The organism is Flavobacterium pectinovorum (genome assembly GCF_022802975.1).
GTDB classification, from domain to species: Bacteria; Bacteroidota; Bacteroidia; order Flavobacteriales; family Flavobacteriaceae; genus Flavobacterium; species Flavobacterium pectinovorum_B.
Window position 1 is genome coordinate 183,415 of sequence record NZ_JAFEVZ010000001.1, and the last position, 20,258, is coordinate 203,672.

A 20,258-nucleotide genomic window follows, 5' to 3' on the forward strand; every position below is an offset into this window, starting at 1 on the left:
TGCTACATTTTCTAATTAAAAAACGCCAATTAGCATTAAGCTAATTGGCGTTTTTAAGTTTAAGAAAAGAAATGATTACATCATTCCCGGCATACCGCCACCCATTGGCATACCGCCAGCGCTTTCTTCTTTAATATCAATTAATGCACATTCTGTAGTTAAGATCATTCCAGAAACAGATGCAGCATTTTCAAGTGCAACACGAGTTACTTTTTTAGGATCAATAATTCCAGCTGCAAGCATATCAACATATTCGTCAGTTTTTGCGTTGTATCCAAAATCGCCTGAGCCTTCAGAAACTTTGGCTACAACAACAGAACCTTCAAGACCGGCATTTTCAACGATAGTTCTTAAAGGAGCTTCAACAGCACGAGAAACAATCTGGATTCCGGTTGCTTCGTCAGCATTGTCTGCTTTTAAGTCTGCTAAAGCAATTTTGGCTCTTAATAAAGCAACACCACCTCCGGCAACGATTCCTTCTTCAACAGCAGCACGAGTTGCGTGTAAAGCATCGTCAACTCTGTCTTTTTTCTCTTTCATTTCAACTTCTGAAGCAGCACCAACATAAAGAACGGCAACACCTCCGGCTAATTTAGCCAAACGTTCCTGTAATTTTTCTTTATCATAATCAGATGTAGTAGTCTCCATCTGACCTTTAATTTGGTTTACTCTATTTTTGATGATATCAGCTTCACCTGCACCACTTACGATAGTTGTATTGTCTTTATCGATAGAAACTCTTTTTGCGTTTCCTAACATTTCGATAGTGGTATTTTCAAGGGTATAACCTCTTTCTTCAGAAATTACAGTTCCTCCAGTTAAGATAGCGATATCTTCTAACATTGCTTTTCTTCTGTCTCCAAAGCCTGGCGCTTTTACAGCAGCAATTTTAAGAGCACCTCTCAATTTGTTTACTACTAATGTAGAAAGAGCTTCTCCATCAACATCTTCAGCAATAATCAATAATGGTTTTCCTGATTGCGCAACTGGTTCTAAAACTGGAAGTAATTCTTTTAAAGAAGAAACTTTTTTGTCGTATAATAAGATGTATGGAGAGTCTAATTCAACTTCCATTTTCTCAGGATTAGTTACAAAGTAAGGAGAAAGATATCCTCTGTCAAACTGCATCCCTTCAACAACGTCAACAAAAGTGTCAGTTCCTTTAGCTTCTTCAACAGTAATAACTCCTTCTTTTCCTACTTTTGCGAAAGCAGTAGCGATTAATTCACCAATAACTTCGTCATTATTAGCAGAGATAGAAGCAATTTGTTTGATTTTGTCTGAATCGCTTCCAACAACTTTAGCTTGTTTTGCTAAGTCAGCAACGATCGCTTCAACTGCTTTATCGATTCCGCGTTTCAAGTCCATTGGATTTGCACCTGCAGCAACGTTTTTAAGACCTTCTTTTACGATTGCCTGAGCTAAAACTGTAGCAGTTGTAGTTCCGTCACCCGCTAAATCATTGGTTTTAGAAGCAACTTCTTTTACCATTTGTGCGCCCATATTTTCTAATGGGTCTTTTAATTCGATTTCTTTTGCAACAGAAACACCATCTTTAGTAACCGTTGGTCCACCAAATGATTTCCCGATAATTACATTACGACCTTTAGGTCCAAGTGTTACTTTTACAGCATTTGCCAATGCATCAACACCACGTTTTAATCCGTCACGTGCTTCAATATCAAATTTTATATCTTTTGCCATTTTTTTATTTTTTGTTTAAAGTTTAATTTGTTTCAAGTTACTTTAGTCTTAATTCTTAATACTGAGTACTTAATACGTAATGTTTATTTTAGATAATCGCAAGAATATCATCCTCACGCATAATCAAATAGTCAGTTCCTTCCAGTTTTAATTCTGTTCCTGCATATTTTCCATAAAGTACAGTATCGCCAACTTTTACGGTCATAGTGTGATCTTTAGATCCGTTTCCTACTGCAACTACAGTTCCTTTTTGTGGTTTTTCTTTGGCAGTATCCGGAATAAAAATCCCTGAGGCAGTTTTAGTTTCAGCAGCAACAGGTTCAATAAGTACGCGATCTGAAAGCGGTTTAATGTTTAAGGCCATGATTTTATATTATTATAAGTTATACGATTTTTAATGTTCAGTTGAGTTTCAGAAATTATGCCATGCTCGTAAAACTGACATTTTTTCCTAAAAAAAATGCCAGCTTTGACAGGCTGGCATTTAATATTTTTTTTAAATTATTATTTAGCTGCAGGAGTTGCCGGAGCAGGAGTTCCTTGAGCCGGAGCAGCTGGTGTAGTTGCAGCAGGCGCTTCAGCTTTTTCAATAATTTTAGAATCGGTATCGCTTAGGGATCCTGTAAAACTTAAACTTGAAAGCAAAATTAAAGCAATCAAAATAGTAGCTAATGTCCAGGTACTTTTGTCTAAAAAGTCAGTTGTCTTTTGTACTCCACCTAACATTTGAGTTCCGCTAATTGTAGATGATAATCCTCCACCTTTAGGATTCTGCACCATGATTACTACGATCAATAGAAAACAAACTATTGTGATTAAAACTAAAAAAATTGAAAATGTGCTCATTACTTAATTATTGTTATTGTTATTTTGTTGTAAAATCTTTATGTCCGATATGCGGTCTGCAAAGAAAGTAATTTTTTCTGGATATTTCAAAATTAATATTTCATATGCTTGTATTGCTTTTGTGTATTTTTTTTGTTCCAAATATACTCTGGCTAAGGTTTCTGTCATTAAGTAAGAATTATCTTCTTTGTAAGAATCAGGTTGTACCGCCGGAGTTATTGCAGTTTGTTTTATAGGAGAGATTTTTGGATTTGTTTCGATGAATTTATCGATTATTTCTGCTTTTTTCTTTTTTTCTTCGTCTATCATTTCATTTTCGACTAGGTTTTCAACTTTTGTTTCTGATTTTACAGCTTCTATTGAATCTTCATTTGTTCTGTCAATTGGCTCTGGTCGGGCTAATTGCAGCCATTCCTGAAAAGAGTGTTTTTCATTAACAGAAAAATCCAATGGTTTTCCTATTTCCAGATTTTCTTCGGCAGTTTTTACTGTTTCCGGAACTTCAATTTCTTTTGGTTCTTCAGTTACTTTGGATTCTTCAACTACAGGTACTTCTTCAAAAATAACTGCTGAGGCTTCTTGTAATGAAGTATATGTTGATTTTTCAATTGGCTCAATTCTTACTTCTGCAATTTCATCTTCTACAATTTCATCAAAAAAAGTTCGTGTTATTTCCTTTATAATAGGTGTTTCTTCAATAGTTGGAGTTACTTCTTTAAAAGAATCTAATGTTGGTTGCTCGATAATTGATTCAATCGGATTTTCTTCAATTTTGGCAGATTCTTCAAAAACATTGGTTGTTACTTCTTTAAAAGAATCTAAAGTCGGTTGCTCTATAATTGTTTCAATTGGATTTTCTTCAATTTTAGCAGACTCTTCAAAAGCATTGGTTGTTACTTCTTTGAAAGAATCTAAAGTCGGTTGCTCTATAATTGATTCAATTGGATTTTCTTCAATTTTGGCAGACTCTTCAAAAATATTGGTTGTTACTTCTTTGAAAGAATCTAAAATAGATTGTTTCGTAATTGGTTCAATTGATTTTTCTTCAGTTTTTACAGGTTCTTCAAAAGTTACCACGGTTGTAGCTTCTTTAATTGAATCTAAAATAGACTTTTCAATAGGATCAATATGCATCTCTGCCAGTTTCTTTTTTTCTTCTGCTGAAACAATTTCGCTGTCAAAAACAGTAATGTTTAAAAGATCTCTAAGCTTACGGTCGTAATATTCGCCCTGAATAGAAGTGAAAGTCTCAGAAGTAATAAAATCAAACAAAACAGACCGATCTGATGTATGGGCAGCTGTAACTTTTAAGGCATAATTATACTTAAAGCTGTTTTGGTTGTAAAGTCCCTTCAGTCGTAATGCACGTGCACTTTGAAAATAGGGAAATTCATTCAAAACACTTCCTAATGCTTCTGTCTGCTTTTCTGTGATAGCATCAGGTTTGTTAATTAGGTAAGTATAATTTGTTACGTTCATTATTTATTTTTTAATCGTTTTTATGTTTAATTGTTTAGTCTTTGTTCATCGATTTAACGATTAAACAAACCAATAGTTTTACCATTTTGCTAATGACTCATTAAAGATGTCCTGAGTAATTCTTTCAAATATATCTTTGATAGCTTCATTTAAAACAGTTCCGGTAAGTTGCGATTGAGCAGGATAATCATGATAAAATTCGAATGTTTTTTCAAAATCGTCTGTTTCCTTCTTTTTGTTTGAAAAACGAACATTTACACGGATTGTTAAACGGTTTTGTGAGGCCGCAGCATCCCCGTTGTTTGTCACTGCACTTGCAGTCATTGGTGTAATTCGGTAATCTGTAATTTCGCCTTCATAGAGTAAATCGCCATTAGAACTTACCAGATTTAAATTGGTCTGGTTCATAATCAAATCCTGTAATGCTAGTGTGAATTCTCTGTCAATTCCCGGTTCAATCAAATCTGCGTTATTCTGAAAAAAGTTTACCTGAAATGTTTTGGCATCAATCGGTGCTGCACCTGTAAAATTATATATACCACAGCCACTAAAGGTAGTAGCGATTAACAGGATTAAAATATATTTTAAGTTTTTCATTTTTTAGTTTAAGAGTTGTTTGCCGGTTCGCCAACGTCCGGGTCAAAGATATTTATTTTGGTAAAAACATTTTAGTCTTTGTGGTAAATTACAAGTCGAACTGTTTGATTTTTCGATATAAGGTTCTCTCAGAAATTCCTAATTCATCAGCTGCGGCCTTTCGTTTACCTTTATTCTTCTCTAATGATTTCTTAATCATTTCGATTTCTTTTTGTTCTAAGCGTAAAATCTCTTCTTCTTCAATCGTTTCAGCGTCTAAATAATTGTTGTCATCTTGTATATGATAATTATCTTCATGTGTTGCCGGTTTCATGACTGCTGTTCTTGGTTCTTCTTCAAAATCAATTTCACTGTCGTTTTGCTGATTTCCGTATATTTTCTGAATTAAATTCGGATTAATATCCTGTACTTTTGATGAACCGTTTTTCATCAGTTCAAGAGTCAGTTTTTTCAAATCGTTCAGGTCGCTTTTCATGTCAAAAAGTACCTTATATAAAATGTCTCTTTCGGTACTGAAATCACTTTCTTTTTTACTGTCACTGATAACAGAAGGGAGATTGCTTCCTTCAGCAGGTAAATACGATTGTAAAGTAGCAAGTTTTATATCACGATTGGTTTCTAAAACGGAGATTTGTTCAGCAACATTTCGAAGCTGACGAATATTTCCGCTCCATCTGAATTTTTGTAAAAGCTGAACAGCATCATCATCTAATCTTAAAGGTGGCATTTTGTATTTATGAGCAAAATCAGCTACAAATTTTCGGAACAATAAATGAATATCCTCATTTCGTTCACGCAAAGGAGGTAATGTGATTTCGACAGTGCTTAAACGATAATACAAATCTTCACGGAATTTTCCTTTTTCGATAGCATTGAATAAATTCACATTCGTTGCCGCAACAATTCTCACATTGGTTTTTTGAACCTGTGAAGAACCTACTTTTATAAATTCGCCATTTTCAAGAACACGAAGTAAACGAACTTGGGTTGTTAAAGGCAACTCACCAACTTCGTCAAGAAAAATTGTTCCGCCATCGGCTACTTCAAAGTAACCTTCACGCGTACTGGTTGCACCTGTAAAAGCACCTTTTTCGTGTCCAAAAAGTTCACTGTCAATAGTTCCTTCCGGAATGGCACCGCAGTTTACGGCAATATATTTTCCGTGCTTTCTGTGCGAAAGCGAATGTATAATTCTAGGAATATTTTCTTTACCAACACCACTTTCCCCGGTTACCATTACTGAAATGTCAGTTGGAGCAACCTGAATGGCTTTTTCGATAGCACGATTTAATTTCGGATCATTACCAATAATCTCAAATCGTTGTTTTATTGCTTGAACTGTTTCCATATTAATTACTAATTGATAGTTTACAATTGATAATTATTATAGATAACGAAAAACAAAATTGGTCATTATCAATTATCAATTGTTAATTTTTTAATTCATCTCAGAATACCCAACCGCTTCACCTTTTAAAGTTCCACTTGTACAGCTCGTTATTTTCACATTTACAAAATCCCCAATTTTATAATTCTCTTTAGGGAAAACTACTGTGATGCTTTGAGAATTTCTTCCTGAGAATTCTTCTTTAGATTTTTTAGAAACTTTCTCAATTAAAACTTCAACTGTTTTTCCAACAAATTCCTCACTTCTAAACCAGGCGTGTTTTTGTTGTAAATCGACAATTTCCTGTAGTCTTCTGGCTTTGGTTTCTTCTTCAACATCATCTTCCATTTTTCTTCCGGCAAGAGTTCCAGGACGTTCCGAATACGAATACATATAACCGAAATTGTATTTCACATATTCCATCAAACTCATCGTATCTTGGTGATCTTCTTCTGTTTCAGTTGGGAAACCGGCAATCATATCCTGCGAAATCGAAGCGTCCGGAACAATCGCCCTGATTTTATCAATCAAAGCCATATATTCTTCACGGGAATGCAAACGGTTCATTTCTTTCAAGATTCTATTGCTTCCGGACTGAACCGGCAAGTGAATGTGTTTACAGATATTTGGATATTTTGCCATAACATGCAAAATACTTTCGTGCATATCCTGAGGGTTCGAAGTCGAGAAGCGAATTCTCATTTTAGGAAAACCAACCGCAACCATTTCTAATAATTGGTCAAAATCAACCGCAGTTGCTTTTTGCATTTCAGAAGCGTTTACGAAGTCTTTTTTCAAACCGCCACCGTACCAAAGATAACTGTCAACATTTTGTCCTAAAAGTGTGATTTCCTTAAAGCCTTTATCCCACAAATCCTGAATTTCATTCATAATACTTTGTGGTTCACGACTACGTTCACGTCCGCGTGTAAAAGGCACAACGCAAAACGTACACATATTATCGCAGCCACGAGTGATCGAAACCAAAGCTGTGATTCCGTTACTCATTAAACGAACAGGCGAAATATCTCCGTAAGTTTCTTCTTTGGATAAAATTACATTGATGGCGTCGCGACCTTCTTCAACTTCTGCCAATAAATTCGGCAGATCTTTATAAGCATCCGGACCCACAACAAGATCAACTATTTTTTCTTCTTCCAGAAACTGACTTTTCAAACGTTCCGCCATACAGCCCAAAACGCCTACTTTCATTTTCGGATTCGTACGTTTTACAGCATTATATTTTTCCAGACGTTTACGAATGGTTTGCTCAGCTTTGTCCCGAATAGAACAAGTATTTACCAAAACCAAATCGGCTTCTTCTAATACCGAAGTAGTATTATATCCTCCGTCAGATAAAATGGAAGCAACGACTTCACTGTCCGAAAAATTCATCGCACAACCATAACTTTCTATAAATAGTTTTTTAGTATTCTCAGGTTTATTTTCTAAAACAAGATTTTCGCCTTGTTTGCTTTCTTCAATAATCTTTTCCATTGTAAAATTTCAAAGTGCAAAGATAGCGCAAATACCATTAATATGACAAGATGTCAGATAAAGAATTAACAATGTTTTCAGAATCGTTTGTTAGCATTGTTTTACAAATACATTTCACAAATTACATTTTACTTATTAGGAGCTATTTCCGGCTTTCCGTTTCAAGTCCTCGTTAAAAAAGCAAAGTTTCTAAATGTTTTAAAAAGAGCTTCCGCTGGTCGCTTTTTTAAAACAGGAAACTTTTGCTTTTTAACTCCGGGCTTTACACTTCAATCCGGGCTAGAAACTTTAGTATTAAAAAGAACATTTCAGAGACATCAACCTTTAAAAATTGTACCTATATATAATGAATCTCTTTTCAGATAAATCTTCAATTTTTAGAAACATAATATCAAAATACTTCAAAAATGAATTATCGGAGTTGATATTTAAAAAAAACTTCTACTTTTGTTGCAGAAAAAAAGAGCAATGGCAAAGAATTTAGTAATAGTGGAGTCACCTGCAAAGGCAAAAACGATCGAGAAATTTCTCGGGAGTGATTTTCAGGTGGAGTCGAGTTATGGTCACATAGCCGACTTACCTTCCAAGGAAATAGGAGTAGATGTCGAAAATGGTTTTAAGCCTAAATACGAAGTTTCTCCTGATAAAAAAGCCTTGGTAACGAAACTAAAATCACTATCTAAAAATGCCGAAATGGTTTGGTTAGCAAGCGATGAGGACCGCGAAGGAGAAGCTATTTCATGGCACTTGGCGGAAGAACTGAAACTGGATACAAAAAAAACCAAAAGAATTGTTTTTCATGAAATTACAAAATCTGCGATTCTAAAAGCAATTGATAACCCAAGAGAAATTGATTATAATTTAGTAAATGCGCAACAGGCACGTCGTGTTTTGGATCGTCTAGTAGGTTATGAATTATCTCCGGTTTTATGGAGGAAAATTAAAGGGGGGCTTTCTGCCGGACGTGTGCAGTCAGTTTCAGTTCGTTTGATTGTTGAAAGAGAACGAGAAATTCAGAATTTCAATGCAGTTGCAAGTTATTCTGTAGTGGCAGAATTTGTGAATGAATCCGGAAAAGCTTTCAAAGCTAAATTGCCAAAAAATTTCAATACAAAAAAAGAGGCCGAGGATTTTTTAAATCAAAACATCGGATCACAATATAAGGTAGCCGATTTAGAAACTAAACCTACCAAAAAATCTCCAACAGCGCCCTTTACAACTTCTACGCTTCAACAAGAAGCAGCAAGAAAATTGTATTTGCCGGTAGGGATCACAATGCAATTAGCCCAACGTTTATACGAGGCCGGACTTATCACTTATATGAGAACGGATAGCGTGAACCTTTCTAAAGAGGCAATGAATGCTGCAGAAGCTGAGATCATAAAATCTTACGGAAAAGAGTTCTCAAAACCCAGAACATTTGCTAATAAAAGCAAAGGAGCTCAAGAAGCACACGAAGCAATTCGTCCTACTGATATGTCACGTCATACAGTAAATATCGATCGTGATCAGGCTCGTTTGTATGATTTGATCTGGAAAAGAACTCTTGCCTCGCAAATGAGCGATGCGCAGCTTGAAAGAACAAACGTAAAAATTGAAGCAAATAATCATAGTGAAATTTTTACAGCTTCCGGAGAAGTTTTACTTTTTGAAGGTTTCTTAAAAGTGTATTTAGAAGGTCATGATGATGACGAAGAAGAACAGGAAGGAATGTTGCCAGCTTTAAAAGTGAATGAAAAATTAGCTAATAATTATATTACAGCAACAGAACGATATTCAAGACCACCTGCAAGATATACAGAGGCATCTTTAGTGAAAAAACTAGAAGAATTAGGTATTGGGCGTCCGTCTACTTACGCGCCAACAATCTCTACAATTATCAACAGAAATTATGTTGAAAAAGGAACGCTTGAAGGTCAGGAACGTAATTATACACAGCTAACTTTGCAAAGCAGTAAAGTTGGTGAAAAGATATTAAAAGAAAATACAGGTTCAGATAAAGGAAAATTAGTTCCTACAGATATCGGAACAATCGTTACGGATTTCCTGGTAAAAAACTTTGGAAATATTCTGGATTATAATTTCACAGCAAAGGTTGAGCAGGATTTTGACGAAATTGCCGAAGGGAATATTGATTGGGCAACCATGATGCAGGAATTCTATGATAAGTTTCATCCAAATGTTAAAGATGTTGAAGCAAATGCGGAAAGAGAAAGCGGTGAAAGAATTCTTGGAAAAGATGCTGATGGAAGACAGGTATCTGTTCGTTTAGGAAAGTTTGGTCCGATGGCTCAAATTGGAGAAGCGGATGATGAAGATAAAAAGTTTGCCAGTTTAATGGCAGATCAGAATATTGGAAATATTACTTTAGAAGAAGCTTTGAATTTATTCTTACTGCCTAAAAATTTAGGGGAGTATAAAGGAGAGGAAGTTGAAGTGAGTAATGGGCGTTACGGACCTTATGTACGTCATGGAAGTGTTTTTATTTCCTTACCAAGAGGCGAAGATCCTTTGGCGGTTACAAAAGAAAGAGCTAAGGAGTTAATAGATGAAAAAGCGCTTGCCGATGCACCGATTGCAGTTTATAAAGGAGAGGCAGTTCAAAAAGGTGCGGGACGTTTCGGTCCGTTTATCAAATGGAATGGTCTTTTTATAAATGTTAGTAAAAAATACAATTTTGATAATTTATCGCAGGCGGATATTGAGGAGTTAATTGAGGATAAATTACAAAAAAATATAGATAAGGTTCTTCATAATTGGGAGGACGAAGGAATCTTGGTTGAAAAAGCACGTTGGGGTCGTTCTGTTATTACTAAAGGAAAAATCAAAATTGAATTAAGCAAAGATGTTGATGCAACTAAATTAACATTGGCGGAAGTTCAGGAGATGATTGCGAAAAAGACTCCGGCAAAGAAAACACCAGCAAAAAAAGCAACAACAGCAAAGAAAGCCCCGGCTAAAAAGCCAGCTGCTAAAAAGAAATAAAAAATGGAATTTGATTTTCTGGAACCAGTTAACGAAGGAGTTTTAAAATATATTAGTTCGTTATCTTCTCAAGAATTGGGTAGTAAAATTGTTTTGCATACTCAGGATCAATTCCCTGATATTAGCAAGATTAATATTGCTATTATTGGTGTTTTAGAAGATCGTAGAAATATTGATATTGTTAATGAAGTTAACCTGACAGCAGTTCGTAAAAAACTATACGGTATGTTTCCTGGGAATTGGGATGCGTCTATTGCTGATTTAGGAGATGTTTTGGCAGGGGAGTCGGTAGAAGATACTTATTTTGCACTAAAAAAAATAACTTCATCTTTAATAAAAAATAAAGTCATTCCGATAGTTATAGGAGGTTCACAGGATTTGACTTATGCTTTGTACCGTGCTTACGATGATCTGGAGCAAATGGTTAATATGGTTTCTGTGGATAACAGATTTGATTTTGGTAAAGAAAATGAAACTGTTTCCTCAAATTCTTATCTGACAAAAATCATAATTGACGAACCGAATAATCTTTTTAATTATTGTAATATAGGGTATCAAACCTATTATAATTCTCAGGAAGAAATTGATTTGATCGAAAAGTTGTTTTTTGATGCTTATCGGTTAGGTGAAATTTCAAACAAAATAGCTTTGGCTGAGCCGGTTTTTAGAGATGCAGATTTGGTTAGTATCGATCTGAATTCGGTAAAGTCTTCAGATTCAGGAAATACAGTTTCTTTTGAGCCAAACGGATTTAATGGAAAAGAGATTTGTTCATTGGCACGTTATGCCGGAATTAGTGATAAGGTTTCCTCATTTGGAATCTTTAATCACAATAGTAGTATCCAGGAATCTGCTATAATTGCTCAGATAATTTGGTATTTTGTTGAAGGTTATCATTATCGTTCTAAGGAATATCCTTTTGGCAGCAGAACAAATTATTTAAAGTATATTGTTCCGCTTGAAGATGAAGAATTGATTTTTTATAAAAGTGATAAGACAGATCGTTGGTGGATTGAAATTCCTTTTTTATCTAATGGAAACAATAAATTGAAAAGAAATACGTTGTTACCTTGTTCTTATGATGAATATTTATGTGCTTGTAATCAGGAATTGCCGGAAAGATGGTGGAAAGCACAACGAAAAAACGCTCTGTAATCAATTTTTTTACCGAAAAGTCATGATTTTTTGATTTTATAAAGATTTTGTTATATTTATTTTAGTAGGATTAAGAATATGTAAAATGAAAATATCTGTTATTTGTCGGTTATTTTAAACGCTTTATCGATAATATATTTTTTTTTTATTTTTTTTAACATTAATTTTGAACCTTAAAATAAATATAGATTTAGTATTGTTTTTTTAAAAAATAATAAATACGTTTACGACTTAAAATAATGAATAGAAATCCCAAATTTATATGAAGAAGTTTATTGCATTTGCGACAATGTTAACACTAGTAATTAGCTGCGGTAAATCCGGAGATAAAGGCGAATTAGTTGGTGTGCAAGGAGGAAAGTGGCATCCTGAAAAGCCGTATGGAATGACTTTGATTCCAGGTGGATCTTTTATTATGGGTAAATCAGATGGTGATTTAGCTGCGGTAGAAGATGCTCCGACAAAAACAGTAACAGTTCGTTCTTTTTATATGGATGAAACAGAAATTACCAATGCTGAATATCGTCAGTTTGTAGAATGGGTAAAAGATTCTACAATGAGGGTTCGTTTAGCTATTTTAGCTGATGAAACTGGTCAAAAATCAGGGGCAGGAAGCACTGGTAAAGGTAAAAATGCCGGTAGTATTGCAGATTATGCATTTAATGATTCTGAGCCTGATAAAATGACAGCTTATGATAAGTATATGTATGATAATTATTACAGTGTAGGTACAAAAGATGATCCTTATGCTGGAAGAAAATTAAACAAAAAAGTTAAGTTAATAAAAGATACAAAAGCTTATCCGGATGAGTATTATGCTGAGGTAATGGATTCGATGTATTTGCCAATTGAAGAATCGTATAATGGTTTAAGAACAATTGATGTGAATAAATTGAAATTCCGTTATTCATGGATGGATATTCAGGCTGCTGCAAAAGCTAAAGTTGGTAAGAGAAAGGACTTTGTGAAAACAGAAGAGGTGCCAATTTATCCTGATACAGCTGTTTGGATTAAAGATTTTGCTTATTCGTATAATGAGCCAATGCATAATGATTATTTCTGGCATAAAGCATACGGTGATTATCCTGTAGTAGGAGTAACCTGGAAACAAGCTAAAGCTTTCTGTGCTTGGAGAACTTTAAATAAAAATAGTTATATTAAATCAAAGAAAAAAGGACGTGATTTAATTAATGCTTTCAGATTGCCTACAGAGGCAGAATGGGAATACGCTGCAAGAGGAGGTCTGGAATCTGCAACTTATCCTTGGGGTGGTCCTTATACGAGAAGTGATAGAGGTTGTTTCTTAGCTAACTTCAAGCCTAGTAGAGGAGATTATGCTGCAGATGAAGCTTTATATACAGTTGAGGCTAAATCATATGAAATGAATGGTTACGGATTATATAATATGGCTGGTAATGTTTCAGAATGGACAGATTCAGCTTATAATCCAAATGCGTATGAATATGTTTCTACAATGAATCCAAATGTTATTGATGGAAACAATCAGAGAAAAGTTGTTCGTGGTGGTTCTTGGAAAGATGTAGCTTACTTTTTACAAGTAGGAACACGTGATCATGAATATGCAGATTCTGCAAGAAGTTATATTGGGTTCAGAACTGTACAGGATTATATGGGAACTCAGGCAACTGGTAGTAAAAAATAAAAAGTAAATTAAATTCAATAACCAAATCTATTTAAAACCTAAAAAAAGAGTATTATTATGGCATTATTAAGTAAAAAAGCAATGAATTTCGCTTATGGTATGGGAGCGGCAGTAGTAATTATTGGAGCATTATTCAAAATTACTCACTTTGAGATTGGACCTTTAACAGGGACTCTAATGCTTTCAATCGGATTAGTTACAGAGGCGTTAATTTTTGCACTATCGGCTTTTGAACCTGTAGAGGATGAATTAGACTGGACTCTTGTGTATCCTGAATTAGCAAATGGTCAGGCAAAAAAGAAAGCAGATAAAGTTGAAGCTCCATCTGATGCTCAGGGATTGTTGTCTCAAAAATTAGATGCTATGCTTAAAGAAGCTAAGATTGATGGAGAATTAATGTCAAGCTTAGGAAACAGTATCAAAAATTTTGAAGGAGCTGCTAAAGCTATTTCCCCTACTGTAGATTCTATTGCTTCAACTAAAAAATACAGTGAAGAATTATCAATGGCTGCTGCTCAAATGGAATCATTAAACAGCTTATATAAAGTTCAATTAGAAAGTGCGGCAAGAAATGCTGACGCTAACAAAGAAATCGCTGAGAATGCATCTAAATTAAAAGAGCAAATGCAATCTATGACTGCTAATATTGCTTCTTTAAACAATGTTTATGGTGGTATGCTTTCTGCAATGAGTAACAAAGGATAATTAGTTTTTAACTATATATTAAATTTATTAATAAAAACTAATTAGAAAAAAATGGCAGGAGGAAAATTAACCCCTAGACAGAAGATGATTAACCTGATGTATCTGGTTTTCATCGCAATGTTAGCAATGAATATGTCCAAAGAAGTTTTATCTGCTTTTGGATTAATGAATGAAAAGTTTGAAAATGCAAATACTGCTTCAGTCGCAAACAATGCAACTATGTTGTCTTCATTGGATCTAAAAGCTTCTGAATCAAAAGGAGAATTTGCTACAGCAGCAGTAACAGCTCATAAAGTTGAAAAGATTTCAAAGGAATTTTATGCATACATCGGAGGCTTAAAAGGTGATGTTTTAAAAGGGTTTGAAAATGATAAAGAAACTGGGAAATTACCTTATGAGTCTATGGATAAAGGTGATAATATCGATAACTGGTTTACAGGAGAAGGATATACAGCTAAAGGAAATGAAGTTATTTCTAAAATCGAGAAGTATAAATCTGACATAAAAGCTGCATTAACAGATAAAAACAATAAGTATGCTTCGATAATTGCAGAGGTTGAAAAGAAATTTGATGTTTCTGATGTGGCTAATAAAGAAGGTTTGAAAGACAAATATCTTGCTTATCATTTTAAAGGGTTTCCAGCTGTAGCTTCATTAGCTAAACTTTCAGCTTGGCAAAATGATGTGCAAAAGACAGAATCTGATGTTTACAGTGCTGCCTTAGGTAAAGCTGCTGTTTCTGAAGCATCTTATAGTAAATTTCAAGCAATCGTAGTTTTAGATAAAAATGCTTATTTTCAAGGAGAAAAAGTTACAGGTAAGGTAGTTTTAGGAAAATATGACCCAAATGCTCAATTTTCTGGATTCAAAGGTCCTGGGAAATTAGTTAATGGTCAGGCTGTACTTGAAATGACTGCTGGTGGAGTAGGAGAGCAAAATATCAGTGGATCATTTAATTTTATTGAAAATGGTAAGCCAATTCCTCTTCCTTTTAGTGGAACATACGTTGTAGTGCCAAGACCAAATTCTGCTACAATTTCTGCGGATAAAATGAATGTTGTTTATAGAGGAGTTGTTAACCCAATTTCTGTATCTTTTGCAGGTGTAGCTGATAATAAAGTTGTAGCTAGTGCTCCGGGATTATCTTCTGCGGGTAAACCAGGAAAGTATAATATGAGCCCTGGTTCAGGTACAGAGGCGACAATTTCTGTTACAGGAACATTACCTAACGGTGATAAAGTATCAGATAAGAAAACATTCAGAATTAAAGGTATTCCTGGTCCAACAGGTACAATCAGAGGTGAAATGGGTGTTGTTAAAGGGCCTAAATCTAACTTAGAAATTGCTACCATTGGAGCTAAATTACTTGATTTTGATTTTGAAGTTGGTTTAGATGTAGTTGGATTTAATTTAAAAATTGCCGGACAGCCTACGGTTGTTGTTAATGGTAATAGATTAAATGCACAATGTAAATCAGTTCTTTCTAAAGCAGGAAGAGGAGATCAGGTTACTATTTCTGAAATTAAAACTAAACTTGTTGGGGCTGGTAGTTATTTATTACCAAGAACTGCTCCGGTAATTTACGAAATACAATAATAAAGTAGGTAAAACTACGTTCAATATCTTATAATGATATCATGATGAAAGTAAGAAATTTTTTAATAGCTGTTGTTTCTATCGCCGGAAGTTATACTTCTAATGCGCAATCAAACTTGCTTAACGCGAAGACACCTGCGCAAATTGGGCTAAAAACTCCTGCACAGCTTATCTCAGACAATGACAAGCCTTTGGCTTATGGTTATGTAGATGATAGAGATGTATTAATGGGAAAAACTACTTGGGAAATTATTGATTTAAATGAAAAAATCAATTTTCCATTATATTTTCCTGTAGATACGGCTAATATTGGTTCAGATAGACGTTCTCTTTACGATGTTTTGACGAAGGCTATGAAAAATGGCAAAATAACTGAGGTTTATTCTGATAGTTATTTCAATACTAAAAAATCTTTGAAAGATATCGAAGGGTCATTATCTCGTATTGATACAACTGATGCTGGTAGAGAACTAATTAATCAATACCCTGATGATTACAAATCACATGTGGTTAAGAAAAAAGTAGTTACTGGTACAGGTAAAAAGAAAGTAGTTACTTATGTTGATGAAGTTGTTGGTGCAACAAGAACAGTACCATCTGAGTATATTTTAAAACAAGATCTTACTGCAGCCGATGTTTCACAATATAAAATTAAAGGATACTGGTATTTTGACAAACGCCAGAGTGAATTGAAATATCGTTTACTTGGAATTTGTCCTGTAACTCCTGATGTTTATACGATGAACAGTGATGAAAAGGATTATATTGAGTTATTTTGGGTTTTTTATCCAAATTCAAGAGAGGCTTTACATGAAGCAAAAGCTTTTAACGACAGCAACTCTGCTCTTCCAATTTCATTCGATCAAATCCTGAACTCCAGACGTTTTAACGCTGTTGTGTATAAAGAGGAAAACATGTATGGTGATCGTGAGATTAAAGAATACATGAAAGATAATGCACAAAATCAGTTGTTAGAGTCTGAAAGAGTAAAAGAAAAGATTCGTAATTTCGAACAAGATATGTGGAACTACTAAGTTTCAATGTTACATTATAACAAAAACTCTTGCTACCTTTGTAGTAAGAGTTTTTTATTTTATATATTACACAATGCTTGATTATTTAATTGTCGGATCTGGATTAGCCGGAATTTCTTTTGCTGAAGTTGCCCTAAAAAACAACAAAACTATTTTGCTTATTGATGATAAATCTCAAAATTCTTCAAGAGTAGCTGGTGGGTTGTATAATCCAGTGATTTTAAAGCGTTTTAGTGAAGTTTGGGATGCTAGTCGACAATTAGTTTTGATGAATGATTTTTATAATCACGTGGAAGATAAGTTGAAGGAGAAATTTAATTTTAAAATGCCTGTTTTGAGAAAGTTTTTCTCTATTGAAGAGCAGAATAATTGGTTTGCAGCTTCAGATAGAATAAATCTGGAACCCTTTTTATCTACTAAATTAATTTCTAAAAAGTTTAATGGTATTGATTCTCCGTACGATTATGGTGAGGTTTTGCATACAGGATATATCAATACATCGTTGTTATTAGAAAAATATAAAGAATATTTGATTGATAATAATTTGTTGCGTGAAGAAACTTTTGAAAGTAAGGATATTGAATTCTTAGATTTAGGGATTCAATATAAAAATATTCAGGCAAAGCATATTATTTTCGCTGAAGGTTTTGGCTTGCATAAAAATCCTTTTTTTAATTATTTGCCTTTGGACGGTACAAAGGGAGAGTTGTTTGTAATAAAAGCACCAGATTTAGATCTGGATGTTATTGTAAATACGAGTGTTTTTATATTGCCGTTAGGTGAAGGACTTTTTAAAGTTGGTGCTACTTATAATTGGTATGATAAGACCGAAGGGCCTACTGAAGAAGGTAAAAAAGAACTTTTAGAGCGTATAAAAGAAATTATTACATGTGATTTTGAAATTGTAAAACATTTTGGAGGTGTTCGTCCTACTGTTGCTGATAGAAGACCTCTTATAGGAACTCATGAAGCACATAAAACACTTCATATTCTGAATGGTTTGGGTACTCGAGGTGTAATGCTTGGCCCGTCTCTTGCGCAGAAATTATTTGATCATATCGAAAATGGTGAGCCTATCGATCGTGAAGCAGATATTAAACGATTCCATAAAAGATATTTAAAGTCTCTTATTTCTGGACGGACTTAGGATCATATGAGACAAACATATTGATGTATAAATTTCTGGCAAGTCTTAAAACAAAAGGGAATAAAACGATTAAAGTAATTACAATCGATAAAAAAGATTGTTCGATCGTGACTCCGAAAAATACGAACGAAACTATAAAAGCAGCAATTCCGACAGCTACATTTAGTCCGTAACTTACATACATTGCACCATAAAAAAAGGAAGGTTCTAATTGGTATTTTAATCCGCAATGACTGCAATTTTCGTTCATTTTGAGAACTTTAGTCAAATGAAGCGGGTTTTTATCCAAATACATGCTCTCATTTTGACATTTAGGACAACTTCCTGTTAAAATACTATTTAGTTTCGATCCTTTTTTTAACATTTGCAAAAAATTTAGTTTACCATTTATCCCGGTAATGCAAATTTACAATTTTCATTCTCTGTTTAAGGTGTCAAAATATGAAACTTTAAACTTTAAACAACATTTTAATGCTTAATATACACAATCTTTCGGTTTCTTTTGGGGGAACATATTTATTTGAAGAAGTTACTTTTCGTTTAGGAGCCGGTGACCGGGTAGGTCTTGTTGGTAAAAATGGGGCGGGTAAATCGACAATGCTTAAAATGCTGGCTGGAGATTTTAAACCTGATTCAGGAGTTATTTCTCAGGAGAAAGATATCAAAATGGGATTCCTGCGTCAGGATATTGATTTTGAACAGGGAAGAACAGTTTTGGAAGAAGCGTATGAAGCTTTTACTGAAATTAAAATTGTAGAAAAAAAGCTGGAAGAAGTTAATCATCAATTGGTTACCAGAACGGACTATGAAAGTGAAGAATACGGACAAATCATAGAAGATTTATCTGATTATACACATCGTTTTGAACTTCTTGGAGGTTATAATTATGTTGGGGATACAGAAAAAATTCTTTTAGGTTTAGGTTTTAAAAGAGAAGTCTTCAATAACCAAACCGAAACTTTTTCAGGAGGTTGGAGAATGCGTATAGAGCTTGCAAAACTTTTATTGCAGTCAAATGATGTTTTGCTTCTGGATGAGCCAACGAATCACCTGGATATTGAGAGTATCATTTGGTTAGAAAGTTTTCTTCGAAATTATCCCGGCGTTGTGGTAATTGTGTCGCATGATAAAATGTTTCTGGACAATGTTACCAATCGTACAATCGAAATCTCTTTAGGAAAGGCATACGACTTTAATAAGCCCTATTCTCAATATTTAGAATTGCGCCATGAGATTCGCGAAAAGCAATTAGCGACTCAAAAGAATCAGCAGAAAAAGATCGAAGAAACAGAAAAATTAATCGAGAAATTCCGTGCAAAAGCTTCAAAAGCTTCGATGGCACAATCATTGATTAAAAAACTGGATAAAGTAGAAAGAATTGAAGTTGATGAAGATGATAATTCGGTAATGAATATTTCGTTTCCGGTTTCTAAAGAGCCAGGAAAAGTAGTAATCGAAGCTGAAAACGTTACAAAAGCTTACGGAGACAAAACGATTCTTAAAGATATTAGTTTATTGGTTGAAAGAGGAAGTAAAATTGCCTTTGTTGGTCAAAACGGACAAGGGAAATCGACTTTCATTAAAGCATTAGTAAACGAATTTGAATATCAGGGAAATATCAAATTGGGACACAATGTTCAATTAGGATATTTTGCTCAAAATCAGGCTGAATATTTAGACGGAGAAATTACGCTGCTTCAAACTATGGAAGATGCGGCAACCGACACGAATCGTATGAAAGTACGTGATATGTTAGGATCTTTCCTTTTCCGTGGAGATGATGTAGAGAAGAAAGTAAAAGTACTTTCCGGAGGCGAGCGTAATCGTCTGGCACTTTGTAAATTATTGCTGCAGCCAATAAACGTGTTGCTGATGGATGAGCCTACGAACCACCTGGATATTAAATCTAAAAACGTTTTAAAAGCGGCGCTTCAAAAATTTGGCGGAACTTTATTACTGGTTTCTCACGACAGGGATTTCCTTCAGGGAATGTCAAATATCGTTTACGAATTCAAAGATCAGAAAATCAGGGAATATCTGGGTGATATCAACTATTTCTTAGAACAGCGTAATCTGGAAAACATGCGTGAAGTAGAGAAAAAAGATGTTGTAAAAGCCGCTGCTCCAAAAGAGAATAACAAAACATCTTATGAAGATAAGAAAAAAGGAAAAGCACTTCAAAACCGTCTGAGTAAAGTTGAAAGTCAGATCAAACAATTAGAAAAAGACATTCAGCATGATGATAAAATGCTGGCTTCCAATTATGATAAACATATTGAAGACGCTTCATTTTTTACCGCTTACAACAAAAAGAAAGCAGATTTAGATCAATTGCTTTTGGACTGGGAAATCGTTCAGGAAGAGATTGATAATTTTAATGCTTAAAAATTTTGTTTCAGGTTTCAGGTTGTAATCTTGACGATTAAATTTAACCGCAAAGCACGCTAAGTTTTTTTATAGTTT

At 34.3% G+C, this 20,258-nt stretch carries 16 protein-coding genes; 8 read left to right on the plus strand and 8 right to left on the minus strand.

Translation table 11 applies throughout. The annotated features are described in order from the left end of the window. Positions 1 to 75: 75 nt before the first annotated feature. The 7 genes from groL to miaB form a co-directional block, all read right to left on the minus strand. Positions 76 to 1,704 (minus strand): chaperonin GroEL, encoded by a 1,629-nt coding sequence (groL, locus tag FLV_RS00815; protein WP_243230106.1) that lies wholly within the window; start codon positions 1,702 to 1,704, stop codon positions 76 to 78. Between the two features lie 88 nt (positions 1,705 to 1,792). Then, on the minus strand, positions 1,793 to 2,068 hold the full coding sequence (groES, locus tag FLV_RS00820; RefSeq protein WP_012023920.1) for a co-chaperone GroES: 276 nt from the start codon (positions 2,066 to 2,068) through the stop codon (positions 1,793 to 1,795). A 140-nt stretch (positions 2,069 to 2,208) separates the two neighbouring features. Further along, positions 2,209 to 2,550, minus strand: coding sequence for a preprotein translocase subunit SecG (secG, locus tag FLV_RS00825; protein ID WP_243230107.1), 342 nt, complete (start codon positions 2,548 to 2,550; stop codon positions 2,209 to 2,211). Positions 2,551 to 2,553: 3 nt separating this feature from the next. Then, entirely contained in the window at positions 2,554 to 4,029 is a 1,476-nt protein-coding gene (locus FLV_RS00830) for a tetratricopeptide repeat protein (protein ID WP_243230108.1), read from the minus strand. Between the two features lie 78 nt (positions 4,030 to 4,107). Beyond that, positions 4,108 to 4,626 (minus strand): LptE family protein, encoded by a 519-nt coding sequence (locus tag FLV_RS00835; RefSeq protein WP_243230109.1) that lies wholly within the window; start codon positions 4,624 to 4,626, stop codon positions 4,108 to 4,110. 88 nt (positions 4,627 to 4,714) lie between these two features. Next, positions 4,715 to 5,974 (minus strand): sigma-54 interaction domain-containing protein, encoded by a 1,260-nt coding sequence (locus FLV_RS00840; protein WP_243230110.1) that lies wholly within the window; start codon positions 5,972 to 5,974, stop codon positions 4,715 to 4,717. Between the two features lie 90 nt (positions 5,975 to 6,064). Next, positions 6,065 to 7,510, minus strand: coding sequence for a tRNA (N6-isopentenyl adenosine(37)-C2)-methylthiotransferase MiaB (miaB, locus tag FLV_RS00845; protein ID WP_243230112.1), 1,446 nt, complete (start codon positions 7,508 to 7,510; stop codon positions 6,065 to 6,067). 468 nt (positions 7,511 to 7,978) lie between these two features. Here miaB and topA point away from each other — a divergent pair, with 468 nt between their 5' ends. The 7 genes from topA (at position 7,979) to FLV_RS00880 (ending at position 17,795) form a co-directional block, all read left to right on the plus strand. Further along, entirely contained in the window at positions 7,979 to 10,495 is a 2,517-nt protein-coding gene (gene topA / locus FLV_RS00850) for a type I DNA topoisomerase (RefSeq protein WP_243230114.1), read from the plus strand. Positions 10,496 to 10,498: 3 nt separating this feature from the next. Next, positions 10,499 to 11,650, plus strand: a complete 1,152-nt coding sequence (locus FLV_RS00855; protein ID WP_243230115.1) for a formimidoylglutamase — start codon at positions 10,499 to 10,501, stop codon at positions 11,648 to 11,650. Positions 11,651 to 11,912: 262 nt separating this feature from the next. Continuing rightward, positions 11,913 to 13,313 (plus strand): gliding motility lipoprotein GldK, encoded by a 1,401-nt coding sequence (gene gldK / locus FLV_RS00860; RefSeq protein WP_243230116.1) that lies wholly within the window; start codon positions 11,913 to 11,915, stop codon positions 13,311 to 13,313. Positions 13,314 to 13,370: 57 nt separating this feature from the next. After that, positions 13,371 to 14,018 carry a gliding motility protein GldL gene (gene gldL, locus FLV_RS00865; RefSeq protein WP_243230117.1) on the plus strand — a complete coding sequence of 216 codons (648 nt, stop codon included), beginning with the start codon at positions 13,371 to 13,373 and terminating at the stop codon, positions 14,016 to 14,018. 51 nt (positions 14,019 to 14,069) lie between these two features. Continuing rightward, positions 14,070 to 15,614 carry a gliding motility protein GldM gene (gldM, locus tag FLV_RS00870; protein ID WP_243230118.1) on the plus strand — a complete coding sequence of 515 codons (1,545 nt, stop codon included), beginning with the start codon at positions 14,070 to 14,072 and terminating at the stop codon, positions 15,612 to 15,614. 44 nt (positions 15,615 to 15,658) lie between these two features. Next, complete coding sequence (gene gldN / locus FLV_RS00875; protein WP_243230522.1) at positions 15,659 to 16,648, plus strand: gliding motility protein GldN; 990 nt, start codon at positions 15,659 to 15,661, stop codon at positions 16,646 to 16,648. Positions 16,649 to 16,721: 73 nt separating this feature from the next. Further along, a complete protein-coding gene (locus FLV_RS00880; protein WP_243230119.1) occupies positions 16,722 to 17,795 on the plus strand; it encodes an NAD(P)/FAD-dependent oxidoreductase in 1,074 nt (357 codons plus the stop codon). On the opposite strand, the gene FLV_RS00885 is transcribed toward FLV_RS00880, so the two are convergent. Further along, on the minus strand, positions 17,776 to 18,159 hold the full coding sequence (locus FLV_RS00885; RefSeq protein WP_243230120.1) for a DUF983 domain-containing protein: 384 nt from the start codon (positions 18,157 to 18,159) through the stop codon (positions 17,776 to 17,778). The two genes, FLV_RS00880 and FLV_RS00885, sit on opposite strands and share 20 nt — an antisense overlap. 107 nt (positions 18,160 to 18,266) lie before the next feature. Between FLV_RS00885 and FLV_RS00890 the strand changes: the two genes are divergently transcribed. Beyond that, a complete protein-coding gene (locus FLV_RS00890) occupies positions 18,267 to 20,180 on the plus strand; it encodes an ABC-F family ATP-binding cassette domain-containing protein (protein WP_243230121.1) in 1,914 nt (637 codons plus the stop codon). The last annotated feature ends 78 nt before the right edge of the window (positions 20,181 to 20,258 follow it).

Coding starts and splice junctions, on each gene's coding strand:
- groL (WP_243230106.1), bottom strand. CDS start 1,704: ATGGCAAAAGATATAAAATTTGATATTGAAGCACGTGACGGATTAAAA.
- groES (WP_012023920.1), bottom strand. CDS start 2,068: ATGGCCTTAAACATTAAACCGCTTTCAGATCGCGTACTTATTGAACCT.
- secG (WP_243230107.1), bottom strand. CDS start 2,550: ATGAGCACATTTTCAATTTTTTTAGTTTTAATCACAATAGTTTGTTTT.
- FLV_RS00830 (WP_243230108.1), bottom strand. CDS start 4,029: ATGAACGTAACAAATTATACTTACCTAATTAACAAACCTGATGCTATC.
- FLV_RS00835 (WP_243230109.1), bottom strand. CDS start 4,626: ATGAAAAACTTAAAATATATTTTAATCCTGTTAATCGCTACTACCTTT.
- FLV_RS00840 (WP_243230110.1), bottom strand. CDS start 5,974: ATGGAAACAGTTCAAGCAATAAAACAACGATTTGAGATTATTGGTAAT.
- miaB (WP_243230112.1), bottom strand. CDS start 7,510: ATGGAAAAGATTATTGAAGAAAGCAAACAAGGCGAAAATCTTGTTTTA.
- topA (WP_243230114.1), top strand. CDS start 7,979: ATGGCAAAGAATTTAGTAATAGTGGAGTCACCTGCAAAGGCAAAAACG.
- FLV_RS00855 (WP_243230115.1), top strand. CDS start 10,499: ATGGAATTTGATTTTCTGGAACCAGTTAACGAAGGAGTTTTAAAATAT.
- gldK (WP_243230116.1), top strand. CDS start 11,913: ATGAAGAAGTTTATTGCATTTGCGACAATGTTAACACTAGTAATTAGC.
- gldL (WP_243230117.1), top strand. CDS start 13,371: ATGGCATTATTAAGTAAAAAAGCAATGAATTTCGCTTATGGTATGGGA.
- gldM (WP_243230118.1), top strand. CDS start 14,070: ATGGCAGGAGGAAAATTAACCCCTAGACAGAAGATGATTAACCTGATG.
- gldN (WP_243230522.1), top strand. CDS start 15,659: ATGAAAGTAAGAAATTTTTTAATAGCTGTTGTTTCTATCGCCGGAAGT.
- FLV_RS00880 (WP_243230119.1), top strand. CDS start 16,722: ATGCTTGATTATTTAATTGTCGGATCTGGATTAGCCGGAATTTCTTTT.
- FLV_RS00885 (WP_243230120.1), bottom strand. CDS start 18,159: ATGTTAAAAAAAGGATCGAAACTAAATAGTATTTTAACAGGAAGTTGT.
- FLV_RS00890 (WP_243230121.1), top strand. CDS start 18,267: ATGCTTAATATACACAATCTTTCGGTTTCTTTTGGGGGAACATATTTA.